Origin of the sequence: Actinopolymorpha pittospori (genome assembly GCF_014873875.1) — a bacterium.
In the GTDB taxonomy this organism is placed as follows: domain Bacteria; phylum Actinomycetota; class Actinomycetes; order Propionibacteriales; family Actinopolymorphaceae; genus Actinopolymorpha; species Actinopolymorpha pittospori.
Genome location: NZ_JADBEM010000001.1, coordinates 147,393 through 161,218 on the forward strand (window position 1 = coordinate 147,393; position 13,826 = coordinate 161,218).

Below are 13,826 nucleotides of genomic sequence, written 5' to 3' on the forward strand. Positions count from 1 at the left end.
CCGTACGGTGCAGCTCACCCCGGCGCTCCCAGCGGTCTGACAGAACCACACCGAGGGGACGGGGTCTCCCGCTGCCAGTCACGCGTCAACAAGCGGGGCGTACCACGGGCTGCGCGTCCAAACCATCTGCACCCGCCCGGCGGTGCGGGACACCGCCCCGACCTCCGCCACCTGCGCCACGCCCGGCGATCCGCTTATCGGCTTGGCGTAGGCGGCCTCCGCGCTCAGGGTGCAGCCCCATCGCTCTCGTCAAGGGGTCGTCTGCTTGGCGTCCCCTGGCGCGTGGCAGGTGTGAACTTCGTATCTGAGGCTGCCTGGGCAAGCATTCAGCGGCAAGGGCGATGACCGATGGGGCAGGCCTAGAACCTCGGGCTGGCGACGAGCATGACGGCGTGGACGGCTTGGCTGATGCGGTTCGCGGCCTGTTCGGGGTTGGGTTGGCCGGCGTCGAGCCAGGCGATGACGGCTTCGATGGTGAGGGTTGGAATCAGACTTGAGGCCCAGTCCAGCCAGGGGCCTGAAGGAATGGTTTTGGCCAGGTTGCGGCGGGCGGTCTCGCGCGCGGTCGTGGTGAGGGCACCTGTCAGGTCGCGGAACTCGTTCTCGCGGGCGGCATAGCGGAACAGCAGCCGGAAGCCGTCCGGCTCAGCGGCGGCGGCGCGCACCAGGGCAGGGATGGCTTCCTCGCCGAAGTCATCGGTGCCGGTTGCCTCAGCCAGGCGAGTGCAGGCCCGGTCCAGCACGGCCCGATAGAGATCGGCCTTGGAGTCGAAGTGCCGATACAGCATGGCCTGGGTCAGGTTCGCTTCGGCGGCGATGTCCTCAAGCCCCGCTTCGGCGTAGCCAGCGCGGGCGAAGGCGCGGGTGGCAGCGTCGAGGATCTGTTCGCGCCGCTCGGCCCGGCGCATCCGGCGTACCGGCGCCGATGGAGGTCCGGCGCCGACCTGCCGGGATGTGCCGGGGCTTTGCTCCTTCATCCCGCCTCCTCTTGTAGAAGTCTGCTTATACAAATATGGTAATACATGAGTGAATATACAAGCCCGGTGCCTACTCCTGGGGGAAGCCGTGTCCGATTCTGTACGACTGCCGTTCGAGCAGCCTGATCCGATGCGACCCGCGCCTGCGCTGCGTGAGTTGCAGGCGCAAGCCTCCGTCCACGCGGTCCGTACCGCGGTCGGCGATCCGGCTTGGCTGGTGACGGGGCATGAGGAGGTACGCCGACTTCTGGATGACGACCGTCTCGGCCGCGCCCACCGCGAGCCCGAACGTGCTTCGCGTGCGGGTGAGTCGGCTCTGTTCGGCGGTCCGCTGGGCAACTTCGACACCGAGCAAGCCGACCATCGCCGGATGCGGTCGCTGCTGCAGCCGCACTTCTCGCCCAGGCGCATGCGCGCTCTGCGCGCCCGAGTCGAGACCCTTACAGCGAACCTGCTGAACGAGCTCGCCGCCGGCGGGCCGCCAGCCGACCTGCACGCCGCTTTGGCGGTGCCGCTGCCGATCGCGGTCATCTGCGAACTGCTCGGCGTGCCCTACGAGGACCGGGCACAGTTCCGCGCCCTGACGCAGGCCGCCGCCGATATCACTGACCGGGCTCGCTCGGAGTGGGGGTTGGCCGAGCTGTTCGACTACGGCATGCAACTGGTCGCGCGTAAGCGCGCCGAAGGTCGGCTTGGCGACGATCAGGATCCTGACGTGATCTCTCGGTTGGTCGCGACCGAGGGTGTGAGCGATGGGGAGTCTGCGGCGATGGGCATGTTCCTGCTGTTCGCCGGGCACGAGACCACGGTCGTAGCCATCGGGACGGGTGCGTTGTGGCTGCTGGCCAACCCGGAGCAGTGGGAGAGGCTGGTGAACGAACCGTCTCGGATCGACGCAGTGGTGGAGGAGATCCTGCGCGCGCCGATGCTTGGAGGAAACGGCATTCCTCGCTACGCGCGTACCGACCTGGAGATTGCGGACGTACAGGTGCGGGCTGGCGATCTGGTGCTGCTGGACACTGGCGCAGCCAACCACGACCCGAGCGTGTACGTCGAGCCCGACCGGTTCGACATCCTCCGCCCACCGGTGCCGCATCTGACCTTCGGGCACGGCGCGCGCTACTGCATCGGCGCGCCACTTGCCCGCATCGAGCTGCAGGTGGTCTTCGCCCAGCTCGCTGCCCGCTTCCCCACCCTGAAGTTGGCCTGCGAGGCGAAGGATCTGTCGTTCAACCTGAACGTGCTGACCGGCGGGCTCACCGCGCTGCCGGTCACCTGGTGACCGCCATGCGTGCCACGATGCGAAGCAAGAGCCGACCCCTCTTCGCCAGGGTCTATCCGATGATGGCGCGGAGCATGGAGGCCGGCGGCATGGGCGATCGGCGGTCGACGCTACTGGCGGGCCTTCGTGGGCGAGTGCTGGAGGTCGGGGCCGGAGACGGCGCCAACTTCGCCCACTATCCAGCCACGGTCGAGCGCGTGCTGGCGATCGAGCCGGAGCCGCACCTGCGTGTTCTGGCCAATGCATCTGTGGCCAGGGCACCGGTGTCCGTCGAGATCCGCGCCGGCACTGCCGAGCTGCTGCCGGCCACCGACGCGAGCGTGGACGCCGTGGTGTTCGCCATGGTGCTGTGCTCGGTTCCGGATCAGCAGACCGCTCTGGCCGAGGCCGTGCGAGTGCTACGGCCCGGCGGGGAGATCCGCTTCCTGGAGCACGTACGCGCCGACACGCCGGGCCTGGCGCGGGTTCAGGCCGTGCTGGACGCCACCGTCTGGCCGCATCTGGTCGGCGGCTGCCACACCGGCCGAGACACTCTGGGCGCGCTCGAGCGGGCTGAGTTACGCGTCGAGCGGCTGGAGCGCTTCTTGTTCCCCGAGGCGCATACGCCGGTCTCCTTCTACGTGCTCGGCTCGGCCGTCAGGGGCGGCGCTGCGTGATGCGCCACAGCTGGCGGGGTAGGTCGCCCTCCGTGAGCGGGTGCACCTGCAGACCACTCCAGCCTTCGGCGAGGGCGTCGACTTGGGCCCGGTCGAAAAAGTGCACAGCGAAACCGCCGTGCTCGTAGATGTCGTTGCCGTGGTAGGTCCCCGTGCCGTAGTGGGCGTCGCCGACATGGCGGACGGTGTAGACGAAAACACCGGCAGGGCGCAGCACGCGCCGTACCTCACCAACCAGGGCATGGATCTGCTCAGTCGAGAGCGCCATGCACAGCAACATGTGTGCGAACACGGTATCCACCGACCCATCTCGCAGCGGTAAGGGTTGGCGCACGTCGTGCACACTCGTCTGGATCACACCGCCCAAACCGGCCTCGGCGGCGTCGCGGCGCAGTTGATCCAGGGCCTGCGAGCTGAAGTCCGTGGCATGGACAGCCAAGCCGCACCGAGCGAAGTACAACGCGTCGCGACCATGCCCGGCACCAAGCTCCAGCACCGTTTCGGCACCACTGGCGAGGAACACCTCCGCGGCGTACACGGCCACGTCCGAGGGCTGGCGACCGTACATGCCCGGATGATCGGCATAAGTGCGCTGCCAATGCTCACGCTGGGCGCCGCCCAAGTCTGCAGGGTCCGTCACGCTCCCACTCTGCCTGGCGGCCGTCGAAGGCTTGCGCTGGGTGTCCGTTGGGTTCGGCTAACGGACGCCCGGATTCCGGGCGATGCTGGTGGTGCCTGGTCTAACCAGGGTGGCTGAACACGACCTCGTAGAGAACGGGCTCGAAGGTTGCCAGGTCGCGCGCCCGGCGCATGTGCACAGCTGCCTCGGGATTGCCAGCGAGCCCTTCGAAGTCCTTGCGGCTTCGCCATTGCGCATGGACAGCGACCTTGGCTCCGTCCAAGCTGCGGTGGATGCGGGCCGATTTGTAGCCAGGTTGTTTGCTCATTATCTGCTGGGCTGCCTGCACCAGGAGCTCGACGAGCATCTGCTGGTTGTCTGGCTCCACCGTGAACACGTTGATCACGGTCACCTCGTGGTCAGCAGTCGTCTGGGGCATTTCGTCATCCTCCTGGGAGTAGAGCAGTGGTGGGATCGCTCAGACGTCGAGGTAGGGGTCTCGGGCCAAGCAGGACGTGGCCCGTCCATCCATAGTCAAGACACCCGCAGCCACGCGAAGGGACCGGTCCGTCCCGGCTATGTTCGGTGTCCCTACCTGTGATGGATAGGAGAAGGATGGTCTCGGGGTGTGGCCGTGCTGAGCGAGCACATGATGGACCGCGCACGTTCGGGCGATCAGGCGGCGTTTGGCGAGCTCGTGGACCCCTATCGCCGGGAGCTTCAGCTGCATTGCTACCGCATCCTCGGTTCGCTGCAGGACGCCGAGGACATGCTCCAGGAGACGCTGTTGGCCGCCTGGCGCGGGCTCGAAGACTTCGAAGGCCGAGCTTCTCTGCGCGGCTGGCTCTATCGCATTGCGACCAATCGCTGCCTCAACGCGCTACGCGACCGCGGCCGCCGGCCACGCTCGGCCGACCCGATAGCGGGGCTGCCAGAGCCGACCCGGCGCAGCGAGACGATCTGGCTCGAGCCCTACCCCGACGTCCTGCTCGAAGGCATCCCCTCGACCGCGCCTGGACCGGATGCTCGATATGAAACCACGGAAGCGGTTGGGCTGGCCTTCATCGCGGCACTGCAGCACCTTCCGCCACGGCAACGGGTGGCACTCGTGCTCTGCGACGTCCTCGGATACAACCGCGCCGAGGTCGCCGCCATGCTCGACGCCACGGAGGCGTCGGTCAAGGCCGGCCTGCAACGCGCTCGGGCAACCCTCAATGAACACCGCCCTGCCCTGTGCCGCGAGAGTGCGCCATTGGCACGTTCGGCGCGTGAGCGGGAGGTCGCGGGCCATTTCGTGGTGGCGCTCGAAAACGGGAACATCGAAGGACTTGTTTCTTTACTCACCGACGACGCCTGGCTGACGATGCCGCCCGAGCCGCACGAGTACCAGGGCCACACCGACATCGCCACATTCCTCCACCACCGCGCACCACTGCTCGGCGGCCACCTGCGGCTCGTGGCCACTCGCGCCAACGGCCAACCCGCGTACGGCTGCTACCTAACAGACCCCAAGGCTGAAATCACGCGCGGCTACGGGCTGTTCGTGCTCACCCTCCAGGGCAGCCGTATCTCGGCCATAACCTGGTTCAACGACCGCAGCCTGTTCCCTCACTTCGGGCTCCCACGCGCCATCCGTGACTAACCAGGCCTCCTTCTGCGCCCGCTCGTGCGGCAGGAGGTCGAGCCCGGCGAGGTCGACGCTACTTACGGGTCGGCGAAGTGCCCTTGAAGGAGGGTCACGCCACTCCGGCCATGTTACGGACGGTCGACCGGTGTAGGGCCGCCGCGACCGCGACGGTCCCGGCCGGGCCCGAGCGCTTCTTCGCGACGATCAGATCTGCCTCACCGGGCCGCGCTTCGGTGTCCAGTAGTCATGCCGGTGCATCAGGATCACGACGTCGGTGTCCTGCTACAAAGGGCTGCTCTCGCGTAGGTCTGAGAGCAACGGCCGCTTGTCGGACCGACGACCGGTTGAGCTGGCACACTGCGACCACCGGCCCGTTGAGGTCCCTCGCCAGGAGCTTGAGCTGGCGGGACTACGTCGACACCTCGACCTGACGGCTCTCGGCCTCCACGCCGGGAGGAGCTGCACGTAATCGACGATGACCAGGTGCAGGCCGCTCGACGCCGCCATACGGCGAGACCCGGCACGCACGCACGCTCGCGAGCGTCGTCGACGCGTCGTTGATGATGTCGAGATTCCAGCCAGGGATCGGCGACCGGCCGATGCGCTGCCAGTCGGACTCCGTCAGAGCCGACTCCCGCAGATGCGTCAAGCCCACGCCGCACTGCGATCGCGACCAGGCGCTGGTTGACCTCTTCTTCCGACATTTCCGGCGACACGGATTGCGACGACCAGAAGGCCAACGGGGCGCGGCGTGCCCGATCAGGCGGACGCCCACCGTTCTTCGACCTTTCCGCGGCATCCGGCTCGCCCTCCCTTGGAGATCTCGTTGACAGCGTGCAGGGTGCACGCCAGCGCGAGCTGGGCGGCCGCATCCTGCGCAAGGTCAGTGGTGGGCGGCGCTGGACCAGGGCCCGAATTGTTCAGCAGGCTGAAGTCGACGTCCAGGTGCGGGTCGTAGCGCCTCGGGCTGGAGACCGAGCGCAGCGGGCGGCGCTGGCGACCGAGCTGACCGAGGGGCGGACCGCCGTAGGAGCCGAGACGCTCGGCGAGGTCGCGGCCTGGTTCGACCGGGTGCAAAGCATCCAGCGGGCCGTCGAGGTCGGCTCGGTCGACGCGGTGATCAGCGCGAGCGAGTTGCGCCCCGGCCGATCGAGGCGATCGAGCGTGGCCTCGCGGCGCTCGGCCGAGCGCGCAGCGAGAGCTGCGCTGGCGAACCGACTGACTGTCGCAGTCAATGGGCATAGGGGTCTTCGATGACGCCGTGAACGTTGGCCCGTGAGCGCAGGTACTCGTCGAAGGTCACGCTGCCGCGGTCGCCGTCAGTAAGCAGGTGTTCGCCGAGGCCGAGACCTGCGCCCAGTCTGCCTGGCACAGGAATCTTGACGACCCGGCGGCGCCGGTTCGCCGCGGCGAGGTAGGCGCGCATCAGGTCCTCCATGGCCTCCACCCGCGGTCCGCCGAGATCGCGCACCCTCCCGGCCGGCGGCGCCATGACCAGGTTCGCCATCCGGTCAGCGACCGCGCCCACATCGACCGGCTGGAAGAATGACCCACGCGGCACGACAGCGATCGGCCCCTTCGCCAGCCGCATCAAGAACATGAGGAGAAGATCGTGGAACTCGGTAGCCCGTAGCACCGTCCACGGCAACCCCGACGCCTCGACCACGCGCTCGGCCTCCAGTTTGGCGCGGAAGAACCCGACCGACGCCCGGTCAACACCTACGATCGAGATGTACGCCAGGTGCGGTCGCGCGCTACCCACAGCATCGAGAAGTTGCCGGAGCTGGATCACGTCACGCTGCGGTCGACGATAGTCGGCCGCACTGGCACAGTGCGCGATCGCATCCACGCCCTGCACTGCTGCGGTCAAGCCATCACCAGTCTCGAGATCTCCCTGGACGAACCCAGGACCGCGCGGTGGACGACGCGTCAACACCCTCACCTCCGCCTGATCCTGCAGTCGGCGCACCAGCTCGCGCCCCAGCACGCCGGTACCACCAGTGACGAGTATTCGCTCTGGACGTCCCATAGCTCCTTCTTTCAGCCTGTGATGAGTTAGCCCAAGCTAGCTGGGGAAACGGGCGTTGGTGGCGGACCGCAGGAGCCACTCGACCGGCCCGTACGGGTGGCGTTGGAGCCACCACTTGCTGGCAACGAGCTGGGTCAGGTAGGTCGCCACCGCGATCGCGACCACGCCGAGGAGCGGCATCCGGTCGACGAGCGCGAGGCCGTAGCCGGTGTAGATGAGCACGAAGATCAGCGACTGGGCGATGTAGTTGCTGGCGGCCATGCGGCCGGCAGGGGCGAGCGCGGCCAGCAGCCGCGCGCCGCCGCGGCCCCGGGTCAGCCGCAGGAGCGTGGCGACGTAGGCGGCGGTCAGCAGCGGGTTGGTGAAGGTCGTCAGCGCGCCGACGTACCCCGGGGGCGACTGGGATCCCTCGGCCGCCAGGGCCGACCAGATGGCGGCCGGGCCGCCCACCAGGAAGCCGGTCCACTGGATGCGCGGGAGCCACCGGGCCAGGGCCGGCACGTCCTCCAGCAGGCGGCGTTTCCCGGCGGCCAGGCCGAGCAGGAACATGGCCAGTGCGGGTGGTCCCTGAGTGAGCCAGATGATCATCACGAAGAAGGGAGCGATGGTGAGCTGCGCGTTGAGGGTGTCCAGCGGGCCGCCGCGGTAGCCATCGAGGGCTTGGACGTCGAACGGTGGCTCGGCGTTGCCGCCGCCGGATGTCATCTGCAACTGCACGGCGGCGACGCTCAGCAGGACGCAGCCGGCGGTGATGACGGCGGTGCGAGGCGTGAGAGTGCGCAGCGCGACCAGCAGTAGGCCCAAAGCGGCGTACAGGGTGAGAATGTCGCCGAACCACAGCAGCGCGGCGTGTACCGCGCCGATGGCGAACAGCGCTGCCGACCGGCGCAGCAGGCGCGGCACGGCCGGGGCCTGGACGCGTGCGGCGGCGTCAAGCTGCAGGGTGAACGAGTAACCGAACAGGAACGAGAACAGCACGAAGAACTTGTTCACGAAGACGGCGTCCACGACCGCGGACACCGCTTGGTCGACCGGGGTGTCGAATGTAAAGGTGAAGTCGAACGTCCCGCCCTGCATGCTCCGGATCCCGGTCACGGCGGCGACGACGTTGGCGATGAGGATCCCGAACAGCGCGAAGCTGCGTACGGCGTCCACTTCGCCGATGCGGCGGCCAGTCCGCACGCCGGGTTCACGGTCAGAGGTCGTGGTCATGGGGTGTCCGCGAAGAGACACCTCAGCAGCGATGCGGTGGCCTGCGGCGTGTCGCGCAGTCGGGCAATGATCAAGGAATCGGCGAGTTCCTCCAGCGTCGCGTCGATGACGTCCAGGTCGGCTCGACGCAGGGAGGGCGCTCGGCGGGCCAGCCGCCGCAGTTCGGCGTGGATGACGGTGCGGCTGTGCTGGTGCACCTGGGCAACGAGGGCCGACGTGGGGTCGTCGGGGCCTTTCGCTGGGTGCGGAGCGGGGCACGGTGGATCAGTGGCCATGGCTTGGGCTCGTGTCCGTACCGACGGTGTGGGCAGTGTGCGAGCGACCGAATGGCGTGGTGACACCGTCGTAGCGGAGCAGCAGCATCATTCCCTGGTGTGCGTGCGGCAGATTGTGGCAATGGTTCATCCAGATCCCGGGGTTCGCGGCCTCGAATGCGACCTCCCACACCTCTCCTGGGCGAACATCGAACGTGTCCACCCACAGAGGGCTGCCGGACGAGGGCGTTCCGTCCCTGGAAAGGATCAGCACGGGATGGCCGTGTAGATGCCAGGGGTGGGTTTCCAGGCTCCGGTTGACCACGGTGAACCGGACGAGGTCGCCTTCGGCGACGAGCTGGTCCGGGATCGACGGGTGCCCCCGGCCGTTCACCGTCTGTGCGTACGCCAGCCCTCCGTCGACCATGGCCAGACCCCGGTCCAGGACGATCGTGAACTGCCGGTCAGGGGCGTCGGGATCGAACGGCGCGGCGACGGCAGTTCCGTAGTGAAGAAGGTCGAGCTCCGGCCAGCTCGTGGTGTCCTCGACGGCCGGTTCTTCACCGGCCGGTTCGCCATGCGGGTGCAGCCACACTCCGTTGTCGCGATCGTTGTCGAGGATGAGCGCCACGGTCCTGTCCGGCATGACGAAGACCAGGTCGTGTCGCCCGCCCGCAGGCAATCGGAGCTTGACGCCACGGATCTCGTCGGGCTGGTTGAGATCCCGGCCGTCGACGGCTGCCACCCGGAACGGCGTTCCAGCGAGCGCGAACCAGTGCGGATCTGAGTCGGTGTTGATCAGTCGCAGCCGCGTCGGCGTACCGGCTGGTGCGGTGTGTTCGATCCGCCCGTCCTGGTCAGCGATCACCATGGTGCCGTCGAAGGTGTGCACGGGCAGAGTCAGATCCAGCCGCTCTGGGTCAGCGGCCTCGTCCACCTGCTGTCTGTCGCGTGGTGTCACGACGAGGGTCCCGTACAGCCCTCTGCGCACGCCGTGGTGGGAAGCCTGGTGGGTGTGGTACCAGTAGGTCCCCACCTGGTCGGCACGGAACTGGTAGCCGAACTCCTGCCCGGGGGCAACGACGTCCTGCGTCACGCCCGGTGCGCCATCCTCACCGCACGCCACGTCGTAGCCGTGCCAGTGCAGGGTCACTCCGTCCTCGATGTCGGTGTTGCGCAGCGTGACCTCGATCAGATCGCCCTCGGTGGCGGTGATCGCCGGACCAGGCACCTGCCCGCCATAGGTCCATGCATCGATCTCACGTCCGGACGGGAGTCCGACGCTGGCCGTCTGCGCGGTGAGTGCGTACCGCCTCCTGGTACCGCCCGGAGCCGGTCCGTGGGCACCGCGCAGGTCGGCCACCGACACGGCCGCCCGGGAGCCGGACCTGGGTCCCGGACCGCCGCCGGTGGTGACTGATTCGGCTCGTGTGATCGACAGGCCGACGCCGGCACCCCCTGCACTCACCACGACCGCTCCACCTGCCAGGCTGACGAACCGGCGACGCGAGATCCCAGGAGGACCGCCTGGTGCCTGTGCCGCGGCCGGTGCCGCGAGCACCCGCGCGGTCAACAGCGCGGCAGCGCACACGAGCGAGAGCGCGATCAGCACGGTGTTCAAGGTCAGCGGGTGCCCGGCCAGGAAGGTCACCACGAGACCGGCCAGTGCCGCGTAACCGGTCGTGAACAGCGCCACAACGCTTCCTGCCAGTCGCCCCTCGGCTGGCGTTCGCCTCGCTTGGAGCAGCCGCGGGCCAGCGATCAGCACCGCGGCCAGTCCGGTGACAGTGAGCAGCGGCAGCCCCAGCAGAACCTTCTCCTGCACGAACCACCAGCCCCGTCCGGCCAGCATCGCCACCGTGGCCACCCGGGCAAGGGTCACCAGCACGGCCACCACCAGGAGAGTGCGCGCGAGCCGGGCGCGTCCGACGGCCAGGGTGACGCCGGTCGCGAACCATGCGGCGACGCTCAGCAGTGCGACGACATGATCCAGGAGGATCAACTGACTCGTTGTCATGACGTCGGCTGAGCGGATCCCGCTGCTGAACCGGACGCCCTGGCGTCGTCGCCCGTGCTGGCCCGCCAAGTAAGTGCTGGCGGCCTGGACAGTTCTCGCGCCCGCCGGACGATCCTCCCGACCACGGCGAGGATGACCAGTCCGTTGACCGCGTGCAGGCCGAAGATGAGCTGGCCGGCCGTCGTCGTGCTGTCACCCGTGTCGCCGAACGCTTTGGCGATCGCCCCGATCACACCCTGGACAACCACCAGCCCGGCGACCAGCCCGACCATCCCGATGAGTCGCCCGGGCATCCGCGCCAGCGCGGCAACCAGGATCGTCAGGACCGCGAAGAGGACGATTCCGTACCCCAACGTCCGGTGCGTCTGGAAAGACTCGTCGTTCGGCGCGGTGTCGAACGCGCCGCTCGCGGCGAAGAAGAACTGCGCCACGACGGTCAGCATCAACAGGGTCGCCAGTCCGACGAAAGCCTTACGCATGTGAGAACTCCTTAAGATCACTTGAATCGCGAGGTGCTCGTGCTGCCGGGGGACCGGAGTCGTGGTGCCGAGGTCACGGAGGCCTCTGTCGGCGGGTCCACGACAGCGATCCTCGCGCCGACGATGGGGTCACCGCCTCCGGCGACGGACGGCAGTGTCTACGCGGTTCTGCGTAGACAACTCGGGCAGGATCGCGCTCGTCGTCGTAGTTGGCCGCGCGTCTGACACGAGCCCGGCCCCGCGCGGGAGCCCTACGATCCCGGTATGCAACGCCGAGCCACGTCGTTCCGCCTGCCTGTCCTGGCGCAGGACGCGTTGCTCGCGCTCTTCATCACCGTGATGCAGGTGCAGGGCGTCATCGTGAGCGCCTCCGACGACGCTGCGGCGCGGCCCCTCGCCGATCTCGGGCAGGTGGGATACGCCATGCTGATCGTGAGTGGCGTAGTCGTTGCCCTGCGCCGCCGGTGGCCGGTTCCGGTGTTCGTCACGACCGCGCTCGCCAGCCTGGTGTACTACAGCTTCGACTTCCCGGACGGGCCCGGCTGGCTCGGACTCTTCGTCGCCCTCTACACGCTGACCGCTTACGGTGACGGGCGCCGGTCGTTGGTGAGGGCTGGCGTGGGTATCTCGGTGTTGACCATCTGTTGGCTGGTCGCGGCGGCCGACATCGAGCCGCGGGCCGCCATCGGATGGGTGTTCTTCCGGATCGGGGCATCGGTCATGAGCGCTGCCCTTGGTGAGTCGGTCCGGTCTCGGCGGTTCATCGCGGCCGAGGCACAGGAACGTGCTGAACGCGCTGAACGCACTCGGGAGGAAGAAGCGCACTCGCGGGTCGACGCCGAACGGCTCCGGATCGCGCGCGAGGTCCACGACACCGTCGCGCACGCCATCGCGGTCATCAATGTCCAGGCCGGTGTCACCGCGCACGTGCTCGACAAGCGACCGGAACAGGCGCGCGAGGCGCTGGTAGCCATCGAGCAGACGAGTTCGCGGGCGTTGCGGGAGATGCGGGCCATCCTCGGGGTGCTTCGTGACGCCGACGACGGGCGAGTGCCGCACCTGGACCTGGGGCAGATCGACGAACTCACCGCGAACGCTCAAGATGCCGGACTCGACATCAAACTCGAGGCAAACCCGCCAACGACGCCACTGCCGAGCGCGGTTGGCAGCGCGGCCTACCGAGTCCTGCAGGAGTCGATCACCAACGTGATCCGCCACGTCGGCCCGACCCAGGTGACGGTGGCGCTGCACTACGGAATCGATGTCCTGGAGGTCCGGGTGATCGATGAGGGTCGCCGAGGCGCGGCAGTTGGCGGACCTTCGGACCGGCACCTTCGGGTCCATGATCCGACGAGCAACGGCGCCGGTAGCTCGGCCGAGCCAGGCCGCGGGATCCTCGGAATGCGCGAGCGCTGTCAGCTCCTAGGGGGAGAACTCACCGCCCGGTCGCTGCCGACCGGAGGGTTCGAAGTCAAGGCAAGGTTGCCCCTGGCGCCGACCGGAACGGCGCACCTGTGAACGCGGCAGCCGCGTCGTCCTCGCCCGGCAACGCTCCGATCAAGGTTCTGGTCGCCGACGATGAGCGTCTTGTGCGATCCGGGTTCAAGGTCCTGCTCGACGTCGAGGACGACATCGAGGTGGTCGGGGAAGCCACCAACGGGGCCGAGGCCATCGAACGAGCCCGCGCCACCCGCCCCGACGTTGTGCTCATGGACATCCGCATGCCTGAGCTGGACGGGATCCAGGCAACCGGCCAGATCGCCAAGACGCACGGCCTGCAGAAGGTCCGAGTCCTGATCCTGACCACCTACGACACTGATGCCTACGTCTTCGAGGCACTGCAAGCCGGCGCGAGCGGCTTCCTGCTCAAGGACGCCGGACCGGCCGAACTCCTGCAGGGCATCCGGGTCGTCGCCGCCGGAGACGCCCTGCTCGCACCGCGGATCACCCGACGCCTCATCGCCCAGTTCACCGCGCAACGAACAGCCACCCAGGCAGGGGAGGACGGGCTGACAGTGCTGACACAGCGCGAGCGTGAAGTGGTAGCCCTGGTGGGGCGCGGTCTGAGCAACGACGAGATCGGCGCCGAGCTCTTCGTCAGCCCGGCCACCGCCCGCACCCACGTCAGTCACGCGATGGTGAAGCTTGGTGCGCGTGACCGCGCGCAGCTGGTCGTCATCGCGTTCCAGACAGGACTGGTCAGTCCTTGACCTTCCATGCGACTGGGAGAGCGCCTGATGACACCAAGGCCTGCGGTCGATCACGTGGTCAGCCGAGTTTTCGCTGCGTACATGCGCTCGGTGAATCGCCGGACAAACGGCTTCGCCGTCATCCCGAAACAGGCGATCACCTCATGCACCCGAGCGCCACGGTCCAACGCTACGATCGCGTGAGCCACCGCGAGGCCGCGATCGAGCGATCGCACCGTGTGAGCAAGCAGAGTTTTTCTCGAGTATCCGCGGCCTCGCCGCCGGTGTTCGCGCCCCGAGCAGCCGCTCACGGAGCACATCACCGTCGCGACCCCCACAGCTCACCGAGGCCGACCATCGAGCCAGTGACCGCCGGGATTGGGAAAGGGAAGAACGGGAGCACGCCACCCATCCTGAAGTACATGCACATGATCGCCCGGGATCCAGTACGACGTCGATGTCACGCGCCTTCGTCACGAAGCCAG

16 protein-coding genes are annotated in these 13,826 nt (G+C 68.0%); 5 read left to right on the top strand and 11 right to left on the bottom strand.

The window, feature by feature from the left end:
• Positions 1–359 precede the first annotated feature (359 nt).
• Positions 360–977: a TetR/AcrR family transcriptional regulator gene (locus HEB94_RS00720; protein ID WP_192748167.1), complete on the bottom strand. Its 618-nt coding sequence runs from the start codon at positions 975–977 to the stop codon at positions 360–362.
• Between the two features lie 130 nt (positions 978–1,107).
• Here HEB94_RS00720 and HEB94_RS00725 point away from each other — a divergent pair, with 130 nt between their 5' ends.
• Positions 1,108–2,259, top strand: coding sequence for a cytochrome P450 (locus HEB94_RS00725; protein ID WP_192748168.1), 1,152 nt, complete (start codon positions 1,108–1,110; stop codon positions 2,257–2,259).
• A 5-nt stretch (positions 2,260–2,264) separates the two neighbouring features.
• A complete protein-coding gene (locus HEB94_RS00730) occupies positions 2,265–2,915 on the top strand; it encodes a class I SAM-dependent methyltransferase (protein WP_202896028.1) in 651 nt (216 codons plus the stop codon).
• Here HEB94_RS00730 and HEB94_RS00735 read toward each other — a convergent pair.
• On the bottom strand, positions 2,896–3,537 hold the full coding sequence (locus HEB94_RS00735; RefSeq protein WP_202896029.1) for a class I SAM-dependent methyltransferase: 642 nt from the start codon (positions 3,535–3,537) through the stop codon (positions 2,896–2,898). The genes HEB94_RS00730 and HEB94_RS00735 overlap by 20 nt on opposite strands.
• A gap of 118 nt (positions 3,538–3,655) precedes the next feature.
• Positions 3,656–3,973 carry an antibiotic biosynthesis monooxygenase family protein gene (locus HEB94_RS00740; protein ID WP_192748169.1) on the bottom strand — a complete coding sequence of 106 codons (318 nt, stop codon included), beginning with the start codon at positions 3,971–3,973 and terminating at the stop codon, positions 3,656–3,658.
• Positions 3,974–4,162: 189 nt separating this feature from the next.
• Here HEB94_RS00740 and HEB94_RS00745 point away from each other — a divergent pair, with 189 nt between their 5' ends.
• Positions 4,163–5,176 (top strand): sigma-70 family RNA polymerase sigma factor, encoded by a 1,014-nt coding sequence (locus tag HEB94_RS00745; protein WP_337917419.1) that lies wholly within the window; start codon positions 4,163–4,165, stop codon positions 5,174–5,176.
• 267 nt (positions 5,177–5,443) lie between these two features.
• Here the strand turns inward: HEB94_RS00745 and HEB94_RS54110 are convergent, their stop codons facing one another.
• From HEB94_RS54110 to HEB94_RS00785, 8 genes are all read right to left on the bottom strand, one after another.
• Positions 5,444–5,668, bottom strand: coding sequence for a DnaB-like helicase C-terminal domain-containing protein (locus tag HEB94_RS54110; RefSeq protein WP_192748170.1), 225 nt, complete (start codon positions 5,666–5,668; stop codon positions 5,444–5,446).
• Positions 5,571–5,810: a hypothetical protein gene (locus tag HEB94_RS55045; RefSeq protein WP_192757177.1), complete on the bottom strand. Its 240-nt coding sequence runs from the start codon at positions 5,808–5,810 to the stop codon at positions 5,571–5,573. Before HEB94_RS55045 ends, HEB94_RS54110 begins: the two co-directional genes overlap by 98 nt.
• Positions 5,811–5,920: 110 nt before the next feature.
• Positions 5,921–6,238, bottom strand: a complete 318-nt coding sequence (locus tag HEB94_RS00760; protein ID WP_192748171.1) for a hypothetical protein — start codon at positions 6,236–6,238, stop codon at positions 5,921–5,923.
• Between the two features lie 154 nt (positions 6,239–6,392).
• Positions 6,393–7,190, bottom strand: a complete 798-nt coding sequence (locus tag HEB94_RS00765) for an SDR family oxidoreductase (RefSeq protein ID WP_192748172.1) — start codon at positions 7,188–7,190, stop codon at positions 6,393–6,395.
• 36 nt (positions 7,191–7,226) lie between these two features.
• Positions 7,227–8,402, bottom strand: a complete 1,176-nt coding sequence (locus tag HEB94_RS00770) for a DUF418 domain-containing protein (protein WP_192748173.1) — start codon at positions 8,400–8,402, stop codon at positions 7,227–7,229.
• Entirely contained in the window at positions 8,399–8,599 is a 201-nt protein-coding gene (locus HEB94_RS00775; RefSeq protein ID WP_192748174.1) for a hypothetical protein, read from the bottom strand. Before HEB94_RS00775 ends, HEB94_RS00770 begins: the two co-directional genes overlap by 4 nt.
• A 67-nt stretch (positions 8,600–8,666) precedes the next feature.
• Entirely contained in the window at positions 8,667–10,673 is a 2,007-nt protein-coding gene (locus HEB94_RS00780; protein ID WP_192748175.1) for a multicopper oxidase family protein, read from the bottom strand.
• Positions 10,670–11,152 (bottom strand): DUF6220 domain-containing protein, encoded by a 483-nt coding sequence (locus HEB94_RS00785; RefSeq protein ID WP_192748176.1) that lies wholly within the window; start codon positions 11,150–11,152, stop codon positions 10,670–10,672. Before HEB94_RS00785 ends, HEB94_RS00780 begins: the two co-directional genes overlap by 4 nt.
• A gap of 264 nt (positions 11,153–11,416) precedes the next feature.
• Between HEB94_RS00785 and HEB94_RS00790 the strand changes: the two genes are divergently transcribed.
• Positions 11,417–12,670 (top strand): sensor histidine kinase, encoded by a 1,254-nt coding sequence (locus HEB94_RS00790; protein ID WP_192748177.1) that lies wholly within the window; start codon positions 11,417–11,419, stop codon positions 12,668–12,670.
• Positions 12,667–13,362, top strand: a complete 696-nt coding sequence (locus HEB94_RS00795) for a response regulator (protein ID WP_192748178.1) — start codon at positions 12,667–12,669, stop codon at positions 13,360–13,362. The genes HEB94_RS00790 and HEB94_RS00795 overlap by 4 nt, the downstream gene beginning before the upstream one ends.
• Positions 13,363–13,826: the final 464 nt, after the last annotated feature.

Bases quoted from the DNA above. Each gene is read 5' to 3' on its own strand.
- HEB94_RS00720 (WP_192748167.1), bottom strand. From the start codon at position 977: ATGAAGGAGCAAAGCCCCGGCACATCCCGGCAGGTCGGCGCCGGACCT.
- HEB94_RS00725 (WP_192748168.1), top strand. From the start codon at position 1,108: ATGCGACCCGCGCCTGCGCTGCGTGAGTTGCAGGCGCAAGCCTCCGTC.
- HEB94_RS00730 (WP_202896028.1), top strand. From the start codon at position 2,265: ATGCGTGCCACGATGCGAAGCAAGAGCCGACCCCTCTTCGCCAGGGTC.
- HEB94_RS00740 (WP_192748169.1), bottom strand. From the start codon at position 3,973: ATGCCCCAGACGACTGCTGACCACGAGGTGACCGTGATCAACGTGTTC.
- HEB94_RS54110 (WP_192748170.1), bottom strand. From the start codon at position 5,668: ATGGCGGCGTCGAGCGGCCTGCACCTGGTCATCGTCGATTACGTGCAG.
- HEB94_RS00765 (WP_192748172.1), bottom strand. From the start codon at position 7,190: ATGGGACGTCCAGAGCGAATACTCGTCACTGGTGGTACCGGCGTGCTG.
- HEB94_RS00770 (WP_192748173.1), bottom strand. From the start codon at position 8,402: ATGACCACGACCTCTGACCGTGAACCCGGCGTGCGGACTGGCCGCCGC.
- HEB94_RS00780 (WP_192748175.1), bottom strand. From the start codon at position 10,673: ATGACAACGAGTCAGTTGATCCTCCTGGATCATGTCGTCGCACTGCTG.
- HEB94_RS00785 (WP_192748176.1), bottom strand. From the start codon at position 11,152: ATGCGTAAGGCTTTCGTCGGACTGGCGACCCTGTTGATGCTGACCGTC.
- HEB94_RS00790 (WP_192748177.1), top strand. From the start codon at position 11,417: ATGCAACGCCGAGCCACGTCGTTCCGCCTGCCTGTCCTGGCGCAGGAC.